Source organism: Bradyrhizobium sp. 63_E2_N1_3 (assembly GCF_052076005.1).
Taxonomy (GTDB): Bacteria; Pseudomonadota; Alphaproteobacteria; order Rhizobiales; family Xanthobacteraceae; genus Bradyrhizobium; species Bradyrhizobium barranii.
On sequence record NZ_CP197235.1, the window covers coordinates 1854879 to 1870984 of the forward strand.

19 protein-coding genes are annotated in these 16106 nt (G+C 64.9%); 10 read left to right on the plus strand and 9 right to left on the minus strand.

The window, feature by feature from the left end:
- The first annotated feature begins 130 nt into the window (after positions 1-130).
- From AB7531_RS08685 to AB7531_RS08705, 5 genes are read left to right on the plus strand one after another with little or no spacing between them, the layout of a single operon-like run.
- Positions 131-1162 (plus strand): TRAP transporter substrate-binding protein, encoded by a 1032-nt coding sequence (locus tag AB7531_RS08685; RefSeq protein WP_441279932.1) that lies wholly within the window; start codon positions 131-133, stop codon positions 1160-1162.
- A gap of 40 nt (positions 1163-1202) precedes the next feature.
- Positions 1203-1757, plus strand: a complete 555-nt coding sequence (locus AB7531_RS08690) for a TRAP transporter small permease (protein ID WP_187387944.1) — start codon at positions 1203-1205, stop codon at positions 1755-1757.
- Positions 1758-1769: 12 nt separating this feature from the next.
- Positions 1770-3059, plus strand: a complete 1290-nt coding sequence (locus tag AB7531_RS08695; RefSeq protein ID WP_063981378.1) for a TRAP transporter large permease — start codon at positions 1770-1772, stop codon at positions 3057-3059.
- Between the two features lie 36 nt (positions 3060-3095).
- On the plus strand, positions 3096-4262 hold the full coding sequence (locus AB7531_RS08700) for an acyl-CoA dehydrogenase family protein (protein ID WP_063981379.1): 1167 nt from the start codon (positions 3096-3098) through the stop codon (positions 4260-4262).
- A gap of 31 nt (positions 4263-4293) precedes the next feature.
- The gene (locus AB7531_RS08705; protein WP_063981380.1) at positions 4294-5526 is read left to right on the plus strand and encodes an acetyl-CoA hydrolase/transferase family protein; all 1233 of its coding nucleotides are present in this window, start codon (positions 4294-4296) and stop codon (positions 5524-5526) included.
- Between the two features lie 23 nt (positions 5527-5549).
- Here AB7531_RS08705 and AB7531_RS08710 read toward each other — a convergent pair whose 3' ends face one another.
- The 5 genes from AB7531_RS08710 to AB7531_RS08730 form a co-directional block, all read right to left on the minus strand.
- Entirely contained in the window at positions 5550-7121 is a 1572-nt protein-coding gene (locus tag AB7531_RS08710; protein ID WP_063981381.1) for an AMP-binding protein, read from the minus strand.
- A gap of 33 nt (positions 7122-7154) precedes the next feature.
- Positions 7155-7790 (minus strand): uracil phosphoribosyltransferase, encoded by a 636-nt coding sequence (gene upp / locus AB7531_RS08715; RefSeq protein WP_063981382.1) that lies wholly within the window; start codon positions 7788-7790, stop codon positions 7155-7157.
- A 158-nt stretch (positions 7791-7948) separates the two neighbouring features.
- The gene (locus tag AB7531_RS08720) at positions 7949-8077 is read right to left on the minus strand and encodes a hypothetical protein (protein ID WP_256376468.1); all 129 of its coding nucleotides are present in this window, start codon (positions 8075-8077) and stop codon (positions 7949-7951) included.
- Positions 8078-8167: 90 nt separating this feature from the next.
- Positions 8168-8566, minus strand: a complete 399-nt coding sequence (locus AB7531_RS08725; protein WP_063981383.1) for a hypothetical protein — start codon at positions 8564-8566, stop codon at positions 8168-8170.
- Positions 8567-8583: 17 nt separating this feature from the next.
- Positions 8584-8775 carry a hypothetical protein gene (locus AB7531_RS08730; protein WP_063981384.1) on the minus strand — a complete coding sequence of 64 codons (192 nt, stop codon included), beginning with the start codon at positions 8773-8775 and terminating at the stop codon, positions 8584-8586.
- 201 nt (positions 8776-8976) lie between these two features.
- On the opposite strand from AB7531_RS08730, the gene AB7531_RS08735 reads away from it, so the two are divergent.
- The gene (locus AB7531_RS08735) at positions 8977-9255 is read left to right on the plus strand and encodes a hypothetical protein (protein WP_441279933.1); all 279 of its coding nucleotides are present in this window, start codon (positions 8977-8979) and stop codon (positions 9253-9255) included.
- Positions 9256-9305: 50 nt separating this feature from the next.
- On the opposite strand, the gene dapA is transcribed toward AB7531_RS08735, so the two are convergent.
- From dapA to AB7531_RS08755, 4 genes are all read right to left on the minus strand, one after another.
- On the minus strand, positions 9306-10223 hold the full coding sequence (gene dapA / locus AB7531_RS08740) for a 4-hydroxy-tetrahydrodipicolinate synthase (protein ID WP_063981386.1): 918 nt from the start codon (positions 10221-10223) through the stop codon (positions 9306-9308).
- 18 nt (positions 10224-10241) lie between these two features.
- Positions 10242-10496 carry a hypothetical protein gene (locus AB7531_RS08745; protein ID WP_063981387.1) on the minus strand — a complete coding sequence of 85 codons (255 nt, stop codon included), beginning with the start codon at positions 10494-10496 and terminating at the stop codon, positions 10242-10244.
- Positions 10497-10629: 133 nt separating this feature from the next.
- Positions 10630-10908, minus strand: coding sequence for a hypothetical protein (locus AB7531_RS08750; RefSeq protein WP_081369150.1), 279 nt, complete (start codon positions 10906-10908; stop codon positions 10630-10632).
- A gap of 20 nt (positions 10909-10928) precedes the next feature.
- Complete coding sequence (locus tag AB7531_RS08755; RefSeq protein WP_063981389.1) at positions 10929-11396, minus strand: hypothetical protein; 468 nt, start codon at positions 11394-11396, stop codon at positions 10929-10931.
- Between the two features lie 380 nt (positions 11397-11776).
- Here AB7531_RS08755 and AB7531_RS08760 point away from each other — a divergent pair, with 380 nt between their 5' ends.
- The 4 genes from AB7531_RS08760 to kdpB all read left to right on the plus strand — a co-directional run bounded on the left by AB7531_RS08760 (position 11777) and on the right by kdpB (position 16051).
- Positions 11777-12001: a hypothetical protein gene (locus AB7531_RS08760; RefSeq protein WP_187387946.1), complete on the plus strand. Its 225-nt coding sequence runs from the start codon at positions 11777-11779 to the stop codon at positions 11999-12001.
- An 11-nt stretch (positions 12002-12012) separates the two neighbouring features.
- On the plus strand, positions 12013-12102 hold the full coding sequence (locus AB7531_RS08765; protein ID WP_041953522.1) for a K(+)-transporting ATPase subunit F: 90 nt from the start codon (positions 12013-12015) through the stop codon (positions 12100-12102).
- Positions 12103-12214: 112 nt separating this feature from the next.
- Positions 12215-13918: a potassium-transporting ATPase subunit KdpA gene (kdpA, locus tag AB7531_RS08770; RefSeq protein ID WP_063981390.1), complete on the plus strand. Its 1704-nt coding sequence runs from the start codon at positions 12215-12217 to the stop codon at positions 13916-13918.
- An 18-nt stretch (positions 13919-13936) separates the two neighbouring features.
- Complete coding sequence (gene kdpB / locus AB7531_RS08775; RefSeq protein WP_063981391.1) at positions 13937-16051, plus strand: potassium-transporting ATPase subunit KdpB; 2115 nt, start codon at positions 13937-13939, stop codon at positions 16049-16051.
- Positions 16052-16106: the final 55 nt, after the last annotated feature.

Consider the following 16106-nt stretch of genomic DNA (forward strand, 5'->3'; position numbering starts at 1 on the left):
CATAGTTCATATACTTGACAGATAAATTCACCTATATGTACATTTTCAAGCAAGAAATAGAGCGAGGGCCGGACGGCGCCGCAGCAATTCGCTGCCGCGTTCGGCGTGGGGACGCGTCAAGGAGAACGACATGAAGAAGAATCTGGTCAGGGCCGCAGCAGTGCTCGCTCTCTCGCTGCCGGTCTCGACGCTGCAGGCGCAGGCCCTGGAGCTGAAGGTCGCCGATAGCTTCCCCGCCGGTCACTATCTCGTCCGCCTGATGCTGAAGCCCTGGATGGACGACGTCACCAGGCGCACCAATGGCACGGTGACCTTCACCTATTATCCGAACCAGCAGATCGGCAAAGCCGCCGACATGTTGCGTCTGACGCAGTCCGGCGTGGTCGACATCGGCTACATCGGACCGTCCTATGTCTCCGACAAGATGCCGCTCTCGGAAGTCGCGCAATTGCCGGGTGCGTTCGCAACCAGCTGCCAGGGCACACTCGCCTATTGGAAGATCGCGCGTGAAGGCATTCTCGCCAAGCAGGAATACGCGCCGAACAAGATCAAGCTGCTGCTCGCCGTAGTGCTGCCGCCCTACCAGGTGTGGACCGTCAAGTCGAAGGTGGAAACCACCAAGGACATGCAGGGCCTGAAGTTGCGCACCACGGGCGGCGCGCAGGACCTGACGCTGCGTGCGCTCAGCGCCGTGCCGGTGCGCATGGCTGCGCCCGATGCCTATGAGTCGCTGTCGCGCGGCACCATGGACGGCCTGCTGTTCCCGCTCGACAGCGTCGTCTCCTACGGCCTCGACAAGCTGGTCAAGCACGCCACCGAAGGCGTCAGCTTCGGCAGCTTCATCGTCGCCTATTCCATCAACCAGTCGGTCTGGGACAAGCTGCCCGACGACGTGAAGAAGGCGATGAACGAGGCTTCGGAGGCGATTACGCCGCAAGCCTGCGCCGGCGTCGAAAAGGAAGGCGAAGTCACCAAGAAGCAAATGCAGGACGAAGGCATCAGCTTCGATCCGCTGCCAGAGGCGACGCGCACCGAGATCATCAAGGACAAGCTCAAGGGCGTCGGCAAGGAGTGGGCGAGCGGGCTCGACAGCCGCGGCAAGCAGGCGTCTGCCGCGCTGAAGGAGTTCGACGATCTGCTCACCGCGGGCGGCGCCAAGTAAAGCGCCAGGTAGTCCGATATCCAACAGGGAGACGCTAGAGGTGATCAAACGGGCAGGAGATGTGCTCGGCGCGCTGGAACGCGCGCTGACGGTGATCGCGGTGGTGTTCATGTTCGTGATCATGCTGCTGGTGGTGACCGACGTGTTCATGCGTTACGCGCTGAACAGTCCGTTCTCCTTCACCTATGATCTGATCGGACTCTACCTCCTCGCCGGTGTGTTCTTCTTCACGCTGTCGGACGCCTTGCGTGAGCATGTCCATGTCGGCGTGGACATCCTCTTGTCGCGCTTCTCGCTGACGGGGCGGCGGTTGTCCGAGATCGTCACCGCGCTCGCCGGCTTGTTCGTGTTCATCCTAATCTGCAAGGTCGGCTTCGAGCGCGCGCTGGAGAATTACGAGCAGCACGACGTGCTCTCCGGCGCGATCCCCTGGCCGACCTGGATTTCGGCGGCGCTGGTGCCGTTCGGCTGCGGCGTGCTGGTGCTGCGGCTCGCGCTGCAGCTCGTCGGCAACGTGCTGAGCCTCGTCAGCGGCCGCGATCTGTATCCGCTGCCGCCGGTGACCGGCGTCGGCGAAGCACGCAGCTTCGAGTAACGGCAGGCCTTCATGACCCCTTTCATCGTTCTCGCCCTGCTATTCGGCCTGCTCGCGCTCGGCACGCCCGTCGGTTTCGCCATGGCCTTTTCCGGCTCGGTCGGCCTCGTGATGGTCGGCGGATGGCCCACGCTGCTCGGCATCCTGCAGACCGCGCCGCTCTCGACCGTCTCGGCCTACGAGCTGATCACCATTCCGATGTTTCTCTTGATGGCAGACCTCGTGCTGCTGTCGGGCGTCGCGGACGATCTGTTCAAGACGGCATCGGCCTGGGTCGGCCGCATTCCCGGTGGCCTCGGCATGGCAACTGCGCTCGCAGGCGCCGGCTTCGGTGCGATCTGCGGCACCTCGACGGCATCGGCCGCGACGCTGTCCTCGACCAGCCTGCCGGCGATGATCCGCCAGGGCTACGAGCCGAAGATGGCGGCCGGCGTCGTTGCGATCTCAGGCACGTTGTCGATGCTGCTGCCGACCAGCGTTGCGCTCGTCATCTTCGGCCTGCTGGCGGAGGTGAACATCGGCAAGCTCCTGATCAGCGGCATCATCCCGGCGATCCTGGTGACGTTCACCATCATGGCCACGATCTATTTCCTGGTCTGGCAGGACCCTTCGCGCGCACCGGCCGCGAAGTCTGTACCGTGGCGCGAGAAATTCGCGCTGTTGTGGCAGGTCTCGCCGATGGTGGTGCTGTTCTCGATCGTGACAGGCACGATCTATCTCGGCGTCGCGACGCCGACGGAAGCCTCCGCCTTCGGTGCGTTCGGCGCCTTCCTGCTCGCCATCGTCAAGGGCAAGATCACGCCGTCATCGCTCTATGCGACGCTGCTGCGCGCCTGCCACGGCACCTGCATGATCATCATGATCCTGGTCGGTGCCTCGATCTTCGGCTATTTCTTCACGCTCACCCATGTCACGCAGGACCTCGTCGCCTGGATCGGCAGCCTGCCCGCTTCGCGCTGGGTGATCATCACGCTGATCCTGTGCGGCTACATCGTGCTCGGCTCGTTCATGGACCAGATCGCAATCCTGGTGCTGACCGTGCCGATCGTGCTGCCGCTGATCAAGACGCTCGGCTTCGATCCGATCTGGTTCGGCGTCATCAAGATCGTCACCGCCGAGGTCGGCATGATCACGCCGCCGGTCGGGCTGAACTGTTTTATCGTCGCCCGCTATGCCAAGCGACCGGTGGCGGAAGTCTTCCACGGTACCTTCCCGCATTTCATCGCGCACCTGATCGCAATCGCGATCCTGGTGGCGTTTCCCTCGATCATTCTCTGGCTGCCCTCGCAGATGGGGCGCTAGGATCGGAGCTCGGCTCCCAATAAGGAGATCAAGAACATGGATTTCGCGCTCACCGATCAGCAGGAAGCCATTCGTGCCGCCGTTGCAAAAGTTTGCGAGGACTTTCCCGACGCCTATTGGCTGAAGAAGGACCACGACGGCGGCTTCCCGCATGACTTTCACAAGGCAATGGCCGATGCCGGCTGGCTCGGCATCTGCGTGCCGGAGGAATATGGCGGCTCCGGGCTCGGCATCACCGAAGCCGCGATCATGATGCGCGCCATCGCGGAATCCGGCGCCGGCATGTCCGGCGCCTCCGCGGTGCACATCAACGTCTTCGGGCTCAACCCCGTCGTGGTGTTCGGCACCGAAGAGCAGCGCAAGCGCATGCTGCCGCCGATGGTCGAGGGCCGCGAGAAGGCGTGCTTCGCCGTCACCGAGCCCAACACAGGCCTCAACACCACGCAGCTCAAGACGCGTGCTGTGGCCAAGAACGACCGCTACATCGTCAACGGCCAGAAAGTGTGGATCTCCACCGCGCAGGTCGCGCACAAGATCTTGCTGCTGGCGCGCACCACGCCGCTGGAGGACGTGCGCTCGCCAACCCATGGGCTGAGCCTGTTCTACACCGATTTCGATCGCAAGAAGATCAAGGTCCACGAGATCGAGAAGATGGGTCGCAAGATCGTCGATTCCAACGAGCTGTTCTTCGAGGATTTCGAGATCCCGATGGAGGACCGCATCGGCGAAGAGGGCAAGGGCTTTCAGTATATCCTCGAAGGCATGAACCCCGAGCGTATCCTGATCGCCGCCGAAGCCGTCGGCCTCGGCAAGCTCGCGCTGTCGCGCGCGACCGAATACGCCAAGACGCGCGTGGTGTTCAATCGGCCGATCGGCAAGAACCAGGGCATCCAGCATCCGCTCGCGGTGAACTGGGTCGAGCTCGAGGCGGCCTGGCTGATGGTGATGCAGGCAGCCTGGCAGTACGACAAGGGCTTGCCCAGCGGCGCTGGTGCGAACGCCGCGAAATATTTCGCAGGCGAAGCCGGATACCATGCCTGCGAGCAGGCCGTGATGACCCATGGCGGCTTCGGCTATGCCAAGGAATTCCACGTCGAGCGCTATTTGCGTGAAGTCCTGATCCCGCGCATCGCACCGGTCAGCCCGCAGCTCGCGCTCAGCTTCATTGCGGAAAAGGTGCTCGGTCTGGCGAAGTCTTACTAGTCTTCGCGCGGATCGCTTAGCGGGGACGCCAATGGAAGTCGACTTCTCCGGCCTGATCCGGGAGGGCGACCGTGTCGTGTGCGGGCAGGCAACGGCTGAGCCGGTCACCCTGACCGAAGCGCTGGTCGCGCAAGCCGGGCATCTGCCGGCGTTCCGCATGATGGTCGGTCCAATATTCTCCGACACCTTTTCCGCGGCGTGCGCGCCCAACATCTCGTTCCAGAGCTATGGTGTGATCGGGAATGCGCGGCGGCTCGCGAAAGCGGGACGGCTCGACGTGATCCCGAGCAACTACAGCGCCTTCTGCGCCGATTTCGCCTCACGGCGCCACCGTGCGGATGTGGTGCTGGTGCAACTCGCCGAGTCCGGCGATGGTCGATTGAGCGCAAGCCTCTCCAACGATTATGTCATCGATGCCGCACGGGGCGCGCGCATCGTCATCGCCGAGATCAATCCGGATGCGCCCTGGACGTTTGGCGCGGAATGGCCTGCGGACGCGCCGATCCATCTGCGGGTCGCCGCTCGCCGTCCGCCCGTCGAACTGCCGCCGGCGCCACTTGATGACGTCTCACGGAAAATCGCGTCACATGCGGCGAGCCTGATCGCCGACGGCAGCACGCTTCAGTTCGGCGTCGGCCGGATTCCGGATGCGATCCTGTCTTCGCTGTCGCATGCGCGCAATCTCGGCATCCATTCCGGCCTGATCAACGACGCCGTCGTCGACCTGATCGAGCGCGGCGCGGTGACGAATGCGGAGAAGGGAATCGATGCCGGGATCACGGTGACGAACCAGGTGATCGGCACGAAGCGGCTCTATCGCTTCGTGCACGAGAACAAGGCTGTTTCGGTGCGACCGACGTTGTACACGCACGGCCAGAACGTGCTGGCGCGGATCAGCCGGCTGGTCGCGATCAACTCGGCGCTCCAGGTCGGGCTCGACGGCAGCGTCAATTCCGAGACGCTGAACGGCGTCGCGATCGGCGCCATCGGCGGGCAGCTCGATTTCGTGCGCGGTGCCAATGCATCGCCCGGGGGCAGGGCGATCATCGCGCTGCCGGCGACGGCGTCCGACGGGACCAGCCGCATTGTCGTCAATGTGGAGACCGTGACGACGCCGCGCGCCGACGTCGATGCCATCGTGACCGAATGGGGCGTTGCGGAGCTGCGCGGTTGCGGACTTGCCGAGCGCGCGCGCCGCATGATCGCGATCGCGGCGCCCGGGCACCGCGATGCGCTGTCGGCACAACTTCGCGCCGCGCACTAGCGAGCTATCTGAAACAGGCCGGCCTATTCGGCGGCGATCCGTTCCATTGCCATGGCGCGAAGCCGGGCGCGCTGGATTTTCACACCGTTGGCGCTGTCGGTGACGGGGAAAGCGTCGACGATATAGATTCGGGCCGGCACCTTGTAGCCGGCGAGCCGCTCGCGCAGGCGCGCCACCAGCATCTCCTGCTGCGGCGGCTCCTTGGCCGGGATCACAAAGGCGACGCAGCGCGCCTGACCCCTAAGATCGATCGCGACAGCCTGGGCGTCGGCAACCCCCGTGCAGGCTTTGAGCTCGTCCTCGATCTCGCCCGGCGCAACCAGGAAGCCGCCGAGCCGCATCGCATCGCCCGCGCGGGTCTCGTAGACGAAGGCGCCGTCGCCGCGCAGGCGGCCGATGTCGCCGGTGCGGAAGAAGCCGTCGGCAGTGATCGCATCGCGCGTCGCATCCGGGTTGTTGAAATAGCCGAGGAAGCACGAGGGCGCGCTGATCTCGATCTCGCCGGAGATGCCTTGCGCCGCCAGCTCCCCGGTCTCGGTATCGCGCACGCGCACCTTCGCGCCGGGAGACATCGGCCAGCCGCCGCCTTCGATGCGATCGGCGAAGGCATCACCGGGGCGGGCGATCGAGAACAGCGCCTGCACCTCGCTCGAGCCGTAGAGGCCGAACAGCGGCATGCCGCGCGCCTCGGCCTCCGCGGCGAGCTCACGCCAGCCGGGCTGGAACGCGGCGAAGCCGCAGACTTCGAGATGCGGGAATGGCCGTGGCGCATCGGCGAGCGCGAGGATGCGGCGGAACATCTCGTCGGAGCCGAAGGCGTGCGTGATCTTGTGTTCGCCAAGGACCTTCGACGCTGATGCCGCCTCGAAAGCATCGAGCACATGGATGGTCGCGCCGGCTGCGATGAAGCCGAGCAGGCTGGTCATGCCGAAGGTGCCGCAGAACGGCAGCATGGCCAGCAGCGAATGGCGCTGTGGCGCGAGTTTTAGCGCCTTGGCGACGGAGGCGGCGTGCGTGGCGAGCGTCCGCTGCGAATGCGCGACGAGCTTCGGCCCCTTGGTCGTGCCCGATGTCGTGTAGAGCAGCACCGGCAGATCGACATCGTCCTGCGCCGGCGGCGCTGGCGGATAGGACTTCTCGAACGCATCGAAGTGCGCACAGGGCCAGTGTGCGGGGATCGCATCCCCGCCGACCACCACGAGCCTTTGCAGCGCAGGCACTTCGTCCCTGCTGACCTCGGCGAGGATGGCGGAAAAATCGATCGAGCGGAAGGCGGCCTCGACCACCATCAGCCTGGCGCCGGACACCTTGAGCAGATGGCCGACTTCCGCGCTGCGGTAGCGGGTATTGACCGCGGCCACGATCGCACCGCAGCGGGCGGCGGCGAACAGCAGTGCGATCCATTCGACCCGGTTGACCAGCCAGACCGCGACCACGTCGCCCTGGCCGATGCCTTGCGCGGCAAGCCATGCGGCGGTCTGCTCGACCTTCCCGGAGAATTCCGCGCGCGAGACCGGCCTGCGGTCAAACACGAAGGCGGGCTCGGCGCCTTCGGTGCCGATCAGCGATTGAAGCGAGAATTGGTTGACGCTCATGGCAACCGGACTAACCCGATCGCGCAGACCTGTCTACTTGGTGCCGAACATCCGGTCGCCGGCATCGCCCAGGCCCGGCACGATGTAGCCGTGGTCGTTGAGCCGCTCGTCGATCGCGGCGGTCCAGATCGGCACGTCGGGATGCTCGCTCTGGAACTGCGCGATGCCTTCGGGCGCGGCCAGAAGGCAGACGAAGCGGATGTCGCGGGCGTCGCGCGCCTTGAGCAGGGAGGCGCCGGCGCAGGCCGAGTTGCCGGTCGCCAGCATCGGGTCCATCAGGATCACGGTGCGGTCGGACAGGTCCTGCGGCGCCTTGAAGTAATATTCCACGGCCTGCAATGTCTCGGGGTCGCGGTAGAGCCCGATATGGGCGATGCGCGCCGACGGCATCAGCGCCAGCATGCCGTCGAGGAAGCCGACGCCGGCGCGCAGGATCGGCGCCAGCGTGAGCTTCTTGCCGGCGATCTTCGGTGCCCGCATCGGGGAGATCGGCGTCTCGATCTCGACGAGCTCCAGTGGCAGATCGCGCGTCACCTCGTAGCCGAGCAGCATCCCGATCTCGTTCAGGATCTCGCGAAAACTCTTGGTCGAGCGGTCCTTCTCCCGCATGAGGGAGAGCTTGTGCTGGACCAGGGGGTGGGCGACGACATTGACGCTGCTTGTGCTCATGAAACCGATCTACACGGTTCCGTGAAATTGCGCCAGATCGGCCAGATCTTTTCGCGGGGATACGCGGCCTCAGGCGGGCATCGCGACGGCGCTGCGCACCCGGCTGCTGGCCTCGTAGGCAGCCATGGTCAATTCACGGTCCATCGATGTGCCGGATTCTAAACTCCCAGCCCGCGTGCCACGAGCGTGATCACGATTGTCAGGATCGCGCCCCAGATCAGGCTCAGCGTCATGGTCAGGATCGTCGTCGTGACCGCCTGCTCCAGATTTCCCTTGAGGAGCTGCATGCTACTTGTCCGTGGCAGGCGCGGCGCCGATGCGCATGCCGAGCAGCAATGCCCCCATCACCGCAACCAGGATGGCGATCTTGAGCTCAATCATGTCCGCAGCCTTGCCGCCGCGCGGGCCAGGAGCCGCCTCGCGCCCTCCGCCAGCGCAATCAGCGGATTGCCGCGGTTCTCGATATCGAGCTCGAAGGTCTCGGCGGGAAACACCAGCGCGCATCTTGCGAGGCCACTCTGCCGGTTGGCGAAATCGACCGCTGAGCTCTTGAACAGGAAGAGACCGCCGATGCGTCCATGCGCCTCCCGCGCGACCCAGAGGCCGGCGCTGTTGCGCCCGATGAAGAAGGCGGGGATGGCGGTGCTTATGACATCCGGGTCGATCGGTCCAAGGCACGCCGCGGACGCGGCCATTGTCGGTCGCTCGGGCTGGCGGCGCGTGGCTTGAAGGGCGATCGCGGTCATCGCGGCTTCCTCACACATCTGCAAGGTCATGATGGTCTCCCATGCCGTCAGGCGTGGAGGTGCCAGACATAGATCGCGGTCTTCAGCGCGATCAGCGCTGCGAGCACGCTGCCCATCGAGAGCAGGGTCAGCGCGCTGAGCGCGATGCGCTTGAGCTGCGCCTTGCGCTCCGGCGAGATCCGTGCGGGGCGTTCGGCCCAGCCAAGGGAGCGCTCAACGCCATGTGTCAGCATCGACATGTCCGCATTCCTTCGTCAGCATGGCGGCGGCCGAGGCCGCCGCAATCTGCCTCCTATGATGTCCATCGTTGCGTAGGATTGCGAGATGAGCGCCGAGGCACCAGTATAGGAATGCTATAAGGATGCCGACCGTCGCGCCGGCAGCCCTCTGAAGAGACCGGGGTTCCGCTTCGGCCGGGCCTGAGACGGCGCAGGATCCGAATGCGTCATCCCGATCGCTGCGGCAAAGGCGTTCCGCAGCCGCGGTTCCTCGATCTGCTTGCAGAAGCATTCCAGCGTCGCTTCCACACTCTGCCGCTGCCCGCTGATGGCCGCACAGAGTTGCGAGCTGGTCCGCCGAAAGAAGTGGAGGGAGTCCGTGGCGCCGCCGCCCAGATGATCGAGCTCCGCCGCGAGCGCGGCGACATTAAGCCTGTCGGACTCATCGAGCGTCACGGCAATCGCAGCAGCGTGAGCTGCCAGGCGCGGAGCAGCCTGTGAGGCCCTTCGATTGATTGCCGCATGGGGATACCCGGATGCCGTGCGACGCCTCAGGCGCCGACGCGGTCGATCAGCTCCTCGTCGGCGATCGCGGCGAATGCGCGTACCACTTCCCTCTGCGCGGCTGCGTCCAGCGGAACGATCGGAAGCCTTGTGGCGGGCGACATCAGGCCAAGCACGCCGAGTGCACATTTAAGTGCGGCCGGGCTCTCCTTCCCGAGGCAGGCGATCAAGGGGATCAGGCGCCTGTGCAGGTACCGGGCGGATTGCAGCCGGCCCTGCCTGACATGTGAAAAAATCGTGCGGCAGAGATCCGGCGCGACGTTGGCAATCTCCGAGATCGCGCCATCGCCGCCGTCCGCGATGAAGCCGAAGGCGGTGGTGTCGTCGCCGGATAGACAGCGAAAGCCGGCGGGCAGGCGGTGGGACAGGCGCATCGGACGGGTAATGTCGCCACTCGCATCGCGCAAGCCCACGAACTGGCGCGATTCGACGAGACGCAGAAGCGTCTCGTCGGCGAGCGGCCGCAGCGTGCGGGAGGGTGCGTCGTGCAGGATCACGGGCAGGCCGATCGAGCCGGCAATGGCGCGGAAGTGCGCGAGCATTCCTTCCTGCATCGGCTTGTTGTAGGCGGGCACCACCGACATCACGGCATCGGCGCCGGCCGCCTCCGCGCGCCGCGCGAGTTCGATGGCGTGGCTCGTTGAATTCGACACGGCGCCGGCAATGATCCGCACGCGGCCACGCGCGACATCGACCGCGGTGCGAATGATCAGCGCCTGCTCGGCCGGCGAGAGCGTCGGTGCCTCGCCGGCGGTCTCACACACCACCAGTGCGGGTACGCCGGCCGCGATCTGACGCTCGCAGAGCGCGACGAACGCCTTCAGGTCGATCGCGTCGGCCGAATCGAACGGCGTCGGCAGGTCCGGTATGAACCCGGTGAACCAGGCGGAGGGTGGGATGAACATGGTTTTTTGCCGAGAAGCTCAGGCGGCGCGCTTGGGAGCGGCGGCATCGGGCCTGCTGCCCATGTCGAGCTCGATCTCGCGTGGCAGCTCGATGATGGTCTCGGGGTGCTGTCCGTTTTCGAACAGCGCATATTTGATGGCCTGGGCGCGGTTGACGAACAGGCCACCGTAGAGGCCGTTCTGCTGCTGGGCGACCCACTGTCCCCTGTGGTTGCGGCCGATGAAGACGATGGTCGAGGGAGAGCTGCACGAGGGAGGTTCGACGAGTTTCACTTTCGTATTCCTTCCGATTGACGCGGGCGGCGGGTGCGTGTCCCGCGACCACCCGATCAATATCTTTTCAAGCGAATATGATTTCGAGTGAGGCTGCGCGACGATCTCATAGGAAGGTCATAAAGCCCGATGTTCAGGCCAGCTCGTTGACGACCTGAACCAGCGCGAACAGGGCGCCGAAGGCAACGCCCTCGTCCCAATGATTGAGGACGGCACCGAACAGCGGCTCGCGCCTGACGAGGCCGGCGAGGGCGCACAGGATGATCGACATCCAGAGCAGGGCGGAGAGGCTGCGTGCAAAGCCGACGCTGCCGAAGGCTGCAAAGGCGACGAGCAGTGCGATGCGGACGGCAAAGCGCGCGATCAACCGCGTCGGGCTGAGGCCCCGCGACATGTCTGAAGATTGCGGCAAGGCGCGAACCTCCGCTTGGCCTAGCTGAAATTCTCGCAAGCGACCGGCTGATAGAGCGGGTCCGGGGCGGCGCGCACGGTGGGAACGCTCGGCCGCGATACCTCCACGGCCAATGCCTGTACCTCGATGAAGGCCGACAGCAACGCCAGCGCGAGATCGGCATGCCGGGCTTCGACAGCGGCGTCGAGCCAGTCCGGCAATTCGCGCTCGCGCGACAGCGCGCAATGCCACTCGCCCTCGTCATAGGCGATGCGGCGGACCTGCCACATCGGCAGCTCGAGCTCGATCAGCGCCAGCGCGGCGTCGGTCCAGGCCTCGGCGTCGACCAGGCGCGTGATATGCGCGCTGCGCTCGCTCCGCCCGCGCGACGGGAAGCGCCGGCAGGCCTGATCGATGATGTCGAGCATCAGCGGACGCGTCATTGCCGGTGCCGCGCGAAGCTGCTGGTTGAGGGAAGGTGGGGCAAGGCGTCGGAGAACGGCGGTCATGTCAGGCCTCCTGGAATTGGCGTCGGTCAGTCGGCCGGCCTCTCCAAGATGGCTGGAAGCGCATTTGAAAACGAGATGGGGGCGGGACGGGCGATATAAGGATTTCATAAGTGCACGGAATCTTCCGGATAAGAGCGACAGATCCCCGGCCGCCGTCGCCGCCGAAGGTCGAGGCTTATAGAAGCAGGGCTTTTTGAAAAGACCCTGGCCATGGCCTGCCTTAACAACGGTAGTGAAAGCAACGGTGGCTTGTGTCGCTGCGCTGCCTGCTCGGAACGACCGTCCGGAATACAGTGTCGGTGCCACATGGCGAACAGCCACGACGCGTCGGCACTTATAGAATTCATATAACTTCGCCATAGGCCTCATCTCGAAAACCTATGCCGGTGGTGGCACTTCAACACGGTCAAAAGTCCCGGCTGGTGCCGTGGAAATGCTTTGCATTTCCTTCGTTCCACGCGCTCGCCGGACGCCTGAGAAACGGTTGCGTCCGACATAAAGCCGCAACGAGGAGCATTCCCATGATGGACATTCTGGTGCTGGCGCTGGGCTTTGGCTTCTTCGCGCTTGCGATCGGCTACACCTACGCCTGCGAACGGCTGTGAGGGAGCGGACCATGACCTTCGATTATTCGCTCGCCGCCGTCGTCTCGCTCGGTCTCCTGTTCTACCTCACTTACGCACTGCTGCGGCCCGAGCGGTTCTGACCCGTGCTGCTGCTTCTCGAATTGCTGCTCGCGGACGCCGCGCTCGTCGCGTGCCTGCTTGCCCTGATCCTGCCGCTCCTGCGCAGGACAAACGTCCTAAAGGGTTGATGCCATGACTATGATCGGTTGGCTCCAGATCATTCTCTTTTGCGCGATTATCGTCGCGCTGACAAAACCGCTCGGCGGGTACATGACGGCTGTGTTCAACGGCGAGCGGACGTTCCTGTCGCCGGTGCTGCGGCCGATCGAGGCCGGCATTTATTGGTTTTCTGGCGTCGAAGAGAGGCGCGAGCAGCATTGGCTGACCTACACGGTCTCGATGCTGCTGTTTCATGTCGGCGGCTTCCTGATCATCTACGGCGTGATGCGGCTTCAGGCGGTGTTGCCGTTCAACCCGGCCGGGCAGGGCGCTGTCGCCCAGGATCTCTCCTTCAACACCGCGATTTCCTTCATCACCAATACCAACTGGCAGAATTACGGCGGCGAGAGCACGGTATCCTATCTCGTGCAGATGCTCGGCCTGACGCACCAGAATTTCCTGTCGGCGGCGACCGGCATCGCGCTCGCGGTGGCCATGATCCGCGGATTCTCGCGCGCCTCGATGCGCACGGTCGGTAATTTCTGGGTCGACGTCACCCGCACGACACTTTACGTGCTGCTGCCGATCTGCGTCGTCTACACGCTGTTCCTGGTCTGGCAGGGCATGCCGCAGACGCTCGGTGCTTACGTCGAGGCCACGACGCTCGAAGGCGCCAAGCAGACCATCGCGGTCGGCCCGGTGGCCTCGCAGGTCGCGATCAAGATGCTCGGGACCAATGGCGGCGGCTTCTTCAATGCCAACGCCGCCCATCCCTTCGAGAACCCGACGGCGCTGTCGAACTTCGTGCAGATGCTCTCGATCTTCCTGATCGGCGCGGCCATGACCAATGTGTTCGGCCGCATGGTCGGCAACCAGCGCCAGGGCTGGGCGATCTTCGCGGTGATGGGCGTGCTGTTCATCGCCGGTGTCTCCATCACCTACTGGGCGGAAGCCAACGGCACCTCGATGATGCATGCACTCGGCCTGACCGGCGGCAACATGGAGGGCAAGGAAGTCCGCTTCGGCATCGTCGCATCCTCGCTGTTCGCCGTGGTGACCACGGCCGCCTCGTGCGGCGCGGTCAACGCCATGCATGACAGCTTCACCGCGCTCGGCGGCATGATCCCGCTGATCAACATGCAGCTCGGCGAAGTCATCATCGGCGGCGTCGGCGCCGGCCTCTATGGCATGCTGCTGTTCGTCGTGCTCGCGATCTTCGTCGCCGGCCTGATGGTCGGCCGCACACCGGAATATGTCGGCAAGAAGATCGAGGCGCGCGAAGTCAAGATGGCGATGCTCGCGATCCTGGTGCTGCCGCTGATGTATCTCGGCTGGACCGCGGTCGGCGTGGTCTATCCGGCGGCGGTCGCCTCCATGGCGAATGCCGGCCCGCATGGCTTCACCGAGGTGCTCTACGCCTTCACCTCGGCGACCGGCAACAACGGCTCGGCCTTCGCGGGCCTCACCGGCAACACGTTGTTCTACAACCTCACGCTCGCATCCGCGATGTTCGTCGGCCGGTTCTTCATGATCGTTCCGGCGATGGCGATTGCGGGCTCGCTGGCCGCCAAGAAGTCGATCCCGCCGTCGGCGGGCACGTTCCCGACTACAGGCGGGCTGTTCGTCGGCCTCGTCGTGGGCGTGATCCTGATCATCGGCGGCCTGACCTTCTTCCCGGCACTCGCGCTCGGCCCGATCGTCGAGCAACTCGCGATGAACGCCGGCAACGTCTTCTGATTGTTTGGAGTGACCTCCATGGATACGATGAAACTGCAAAAACGTGCCCCGATGTCGGCAATGCTCGATCCCAAGATCGTTCTGCCCGCGATCAGCGCGTCCTTCACCAAGCTCGACCCGCGGCTGATGATCAAGAACCCCGTGATGTTCGTGGTCGAGATCGTGGCCGCGCTCACCACGGTGATCTTTCTGCGCGACCTCGTCACCGGCGGCGAGAATCTCGGCTTCACCTTCCAGATCATCCTCTGGCTCTGGTTCACGGTGCTGTTCGCCAATTTCGCCGAAGCGGTGGCCGAAGGCCGCGGCAAGGCACAGGCCGAATCGTTGCGCAAGACCCGCACCGAGAGCCAGGCCAAGCTCCTGAGCGGCGCGGGCCAGGCCTTCACGCTGGTGCCGGGCACCAGCCTGAAGGTCGGCGATATCGTGCTGGTCGAGGCCGGGGACACCATCCCCTCCGACGGCGAGGTGATCGAAGGCGTCGCTTCCGTCAACGAAGCCGCCATCACTGGCGAGTCCGCGCCCGTGATCCGCGAGTCCGGCGGCGACCGGTCGGCGGTGACCGGCGGCACGCAGGTGCAGTCCGACTGGATCCGCGTCCGCATTACGGCCGCGCAAGGCTCGACCTTCATCGACCGCATGATCAAGCTGGTCGAGGGCGCCGAGCGGCAGAAGACGCCGAACGAGATCGCGCTCAACATCCTGCTCGCCGGCCTCACCATCATCTTCGTGTTCGCCACCGTCACCATTCCGAGCTATGCGGCTTATGCCGGCGGCTCGATCTCGGTGGTCGTGCTGGTCGCACTGTTCGTGACGCTGATCCCGACCACGATCGGCGCGCTGCTATCGGCGATCGGTATCGCTGGCATGGACCGCCTGGTCCGCTTCAACGTGCTGGCGATGTCCGGCCGCGCGGTCGAGGCTGCCGGTGACGTCGATACGCTGCTGCTCGACAAGACCGGTACGATCACGCTCGGCAACCGTCAGGCCACCGCGTTCCGCCCGGTTCGCGGCGTCACCGAGCAGGAGCTCGCCGATGCGGCGCAGCTCGCCTCGCTCGCCGACGAGACGCCGGAAGGCCGCTCCATCGTCGTGCTGGCGAAGGAGAAGTATTCCATTCGCAGCCGGGACATGGCCGAGCTTGGCGCCACCTTCATTCCGTTCACGGCACAAACCCGCATGAGCGGTGTCGATGCCGGCGGCTCGTCGGTGCGCAAGGGCGCGGTCGATGCCATGCTCAACTATGTCGGCGGCGGTGCGCCGCTGGCCGTTGCCTCCGGCAACACCGCGCGCGCCATTCAGCCTGCGGTGCTTTCCGACGTCGGCCGTGAAGTCCAGACCATCGCCGATGAGATCTCGAAAGCGGGCGGAACACCGCTTGCGGTCGCCAAGGACGGCAAGCTGCTCGGCGTCATCCAGCTCAAGGACATCGTCAAGGGCGGCATCCGCGAGCGCTTCGCAGAACTGCGCCGCATGGGCATCCGCACCATCATGATCACCGGCGACAACCCGATGACGGCCGCTGCGATCGCGGCGGAGGCGGGCGTCGATGACTTCCTCGCGCAAGCAACGCCCGAGGACAAGCTGAAGCTGATCCGCGACGAGCAGGCCAAGGGCAAGCTGGTCGCCATGTGCGGCGACGGCACCAACGACGCGCCCGCGCTCGCCCAAGCCGACGTCGGCGTCGCCATGAACACCGGCACCCAGGCCGCCCGCGAGGCCGGCAACATGGTCGACCTCGATTCCAACCCGACCAAGCTGATCGAGGTGGTCGAGATCGGCAAGCAGCTGCTGATGACGCGCGGCGCGCTGACGACGTTCTCGATCGCCAACGACGTCGCAAAGTATTTTGCGATCATCCCGGCGATGTTCCTGGCGTTCTACCCGCAGCTCAACGTGCTCAACGTCATGAACCTGTCGAGCCCGCAGAGCGCCATCCTGTCGGCGATCATCTTCAACGCGCTGGTCATCATCGCGCTGATCCCGCTGGCGCTGAAGGGCGTCGCCTATCGCGCGGTCGGTGCCGGCGCATTGCTGAGGCGCAACCTCCTGATCTACGGCCTCGGCGGCATCGTGATTCCCTTCATCGGCATCAAGGCGATCGACCTCGTCGTCACCGCCTTGCATCTGGCTTGATCGTCGTCGCGGGGCGCACCGCGCCCCGCGCAATGACGAAAGATTTGGAGACCTA

What these genes read in the sequence shown, in the direction of transcription:
- AB7531_RS08685 (WP_441279932.1), top strand. Translation starts at nt 131, where the DNA reads ATGAAGAAGAATCTGGTCAGGGCCGCAGCAGTGCTCGCTCTCTCGCTG.
- AB7531_RS08695 (WP_063981378.1), top strand. Translation starts at nt 1,770, where the DNA reads ATGACCCCTTTCATCGTTCTCGCCCTGCTATTCGGCCTGCTCGCGCTC.
- AB7531_RS08700 (WP_063981379.1), top strand. Translation starts at nt 3,096, where the DNA reads ATGGATTTCGCGCTCACCGATCAGCAGGAAGCCATTCGTGCCGCCGTT.
- AB7531_RS08705 (WP_063981380.1), top strand. Translation starts at nt 4,294, where the DNA reads ATGGAAGTCGACTTCTCCGGCCTGATCCGGGAGGGCGACCGTGTCGTG.
- AB7531_RS08710 (WP_063981381.1), bottom strand. Translation starts at nt 7,121, where the DNA reads ATGAGCGTCAACCAATTCTCGCTTCAATCGCTGATCGGCACCGAAGGC.
- upp (WP_063981382.1), bottom strand. Translation starts at nt 7,790, where the DNA reads ATGAGCACAAGCAGCGTCAATGTCGTCGCCCACCCCCTGGTCCAGCAC.
- AB7531_RS08720 (WP_256376468.1), bottom strand. Translation starts at nt 8,077, where the DNA reads ATGCAGCTCCTCAAGGGAAATCTGGAGCAGGCGGTCACGACGACGATC.
- AB7531_RS08725 (WP_063981383.1), bottom strand. Translation starts at nt 8,566, where the DNA reads ATGACCTTGCAGATGTGTGAGGAAGCCGCGATGACCGCGATCGCCCTT.
- AB7531_RS08730 (WP_063981384.1), bottom strand. Translation starts at nt 8,775, where the DNA reads ATGTCGATGCTGACACATGGCGTTGAGCGCTCCCTTGGCTGGGCCGAA.
- AB7531_RS08735 (WP_441279933.1), top strand. Translation starts at nt 8,977, where the DNA reads ATGCGTCATCCCGATCGCTGCGGCAAAGGCGTTCCGCAGCCGCGGTTC.
- dapA (WP_063981386.1), bottom strand. Translation starts at nt 10,223, where the DNA reads ATGTTCATCCCACCCTCCGCCTGGTTCACCGGGTTCATACCGGACCTG.
- AB7531_RS08755 (WP_063981389.1), bottom strand. Translation starts at nt 11,396, where the DNA reads ATGACCGCCGTTCTCCGACGCCTTGCCCCACCTTCCCTCAACCAGCAG.
- AB7531_RS08760 (WP_187387946.1), top strand. Translation starts at nt 11,777, where the DNA reads ATGCCGGTGGTGGCACTTCAACACGGTCAAAAGTCCCGGCTGGTGCCG.
- AB7531_RS08765 (WP_041953522.1), top strand. Translation starts at nt 12,013, where the DNA reads ATGACCTTCGATTATTCGCTCGCCGCCGTCGTCTCGCTCGGTCTCCTG.
- kdpA (WP_063981390.1), top strand. Translation starts at nt 12,215, where the DNA reads ATGACTATGATCGGTTGGCTCCAGATCATTCTCTTTTGCGCGATTATC.
- kdpB (WP_063981391.1), top strand. Translation starts at nt 13,937, where the DNA reads ATGGATACGATGAAACTGCAAAAACGTGCCCCGATGTCGGCAATGCTC.